2 protein-coding genes and 1 pseudogene are annotated in these 1,739 nt (G+C 42.4%); 1 reads left to right on the forward strand and 2 read right to left on the reverse strand.

The window, feature by feature from the left end; genetic code table 11:
- Positions 1-786 (reverse strand): AEC family transporter (locus A3761_RS02945; protein ID WP_068749786.1); only part of this gene is annotated, 786 nt, incomplete at its 3' end.
- Between the two features lie 272 nt (positions 787-1,058).
- Between A3761_RS02945 and A3761_RS28900 the strand changes: the two genes are divergently transcribed.
- Positions 1,059-1,316 (forward strand): efflux RND transporter permease subunit, encoded by a 258-nt coding sequence (locus A3761_RS28900; RefSeq protein ID WP_197469648.1) that lies wholly within the window; start codon positions 1,059-1,061, stop codon positions 1,314-1,316.
- On the opposite strand, the pseudogene A3761_RS02950 reads toward A3761_RS28900, so the two are convergent.
- Positions 1,266-1,739: pseudogene (locus tag A3761_RS02950) on the reverse strand (lipid A biosynthesis acyltransferase); the annotation flags it as partial. The gene A3761_RS28900 and the pseudogene A3761_RS02950 sit on opposite strands and share 51 nt — an antisense overlap.

The following is a 1,739-nucleotide window of genomic DNA, read 5'->3' on the forward strand; positions in this document are numbered from 1 at the left end:
ACCCAATGCTAAATCTTTAAAACCCATCACTAAGGCGGCAAGGGTGAACAGCAATGGCAATCCAACAAGCTTCAGTAAAGTTGCTTTTAATGCAAGATGATTGCTATCTTTTAATTCATTTAACTTGATCGAACCGCCTACGCAAATCAATGCTAGAGGCAAAGTCATGTTTGCAAAGTACTCGCCGCTTTTCATAATGATGGCTGGTGGCTCTAACTGCAGGAGGTTAAGCACAAGTGCTGTAACAATGGCGATGATCAGCGGGTTTTTCGCCATGTCTTTTGCCATCGATAGCCAATCAAAACGTTTATCTGAATGGAACGGTAATGTCAGCGCAAAGACAGACAGGACATTATAAAGCAGTGTTAAAAAAGCCAGTAGAATAGAGCCGACAGCTAAACCTTCATCGCCATACATGTTCATGCAAAGTGCTAGGCCAACGATACCCATATTTCCACGAAAGGCTCCTTGTACAAAAACGCCTCTATTTTCTGGTAGAAGTTTCATCGTGCCGCTTAGCCGCCAGCAGGCTAGGAATCCAGCTACAGTTACAAGCAAAGCAAACATAACTTGCCTAGTATCAAAAACGGCTGATAGGTCAGATTCCAGTACTTTGATAAATAACAGAGCGGGTAATGCGATGGTGAAAACGAGTTTTGAGCCGGAATTGATGAAACTTTCAGTTAACCAGCTTGTTCGTCGAAGGAACCACCCTAGAAATACAATGATAAAAATGGGTAAGGTAATATTTGAGGTGTACAATAGTAAATCAAGAAAAGATGACAATGGAGTCTCTCAAAAAGCGTAATTTGTAGCTAAGTATATGCGATTTATCAGTTGAGTTCCGAAAAGTGCTTTAAGCAAAGCTAGTTTCGATACAAATTTAGCTTTTATGTCTCCTCAGCGTTTTCCCTAGGCTTGTGTGGCTGTCTTTTCGAGCGGTAAAGTTTGGCATGAAGCTCCTGAATTAATCGCAAACCGAATATGTAGTTTATTGATCAATTGCGTCTTCTGATGTTGTCTAGGTATTTGTTACTAATCCTTTCGTCTCCCACCTTTTGGTGATGGTATTTATTCCGCTGGGGTTAATTGGTGTTTTTCCAAGTCATTGGCTGCTCAGGCAAAGCTTTTCTGCAGCTACAATGATAGATGTAATTGCTCTGGCAGGCGTAGCTGTAAGGAATTCTTTGCTTATTGTTGATTTTATAACAGTGCGTGTTGAGCATGGCAGTAGCGTCGAAGACGCTGTAAGCGAAGTTTGTGTGCTAATAAAATTTAGCTTCACCGGGGGGGCGTGTTTTAAAGCGCTTGTGTAGCCATAAATACTGACTAGGATGCCTTCGGATCGACTCTTCTAAGAGCTTATTCCATGCTCTGGCATCGGCTTCATTGTCTTCACCAAAGTTTTCAAGGATGGGAGAAAAGTAGATTTCATAGCGGCCATTAGGGAGGCGGTATTGCGAGACATGGATGACAGCTGCCCCAGATTCGCGAGCGATCCAGCTAGGAGTCGATATACAGGCGGCATCGATACCAAAGAATGGAGCAAAAAGGTCGCACTTTTTGCCGAAATCCTGGTCAGGTGCATACCAGACTTCACCGCCTTCTTTCATAAACTGAATCATTTCTTTCAGTTGTCTTTTATGGAAGCTTTCAATATCAACATTTCTCTGGCGTCCACTTTCAATCATCCAATCAACTACCGGATTGTTGTTGGGTCGATACATATAGCCAGGTTT

Source organism: Oleiphilus sp. HI0123, from assembly GCF_001635315.1.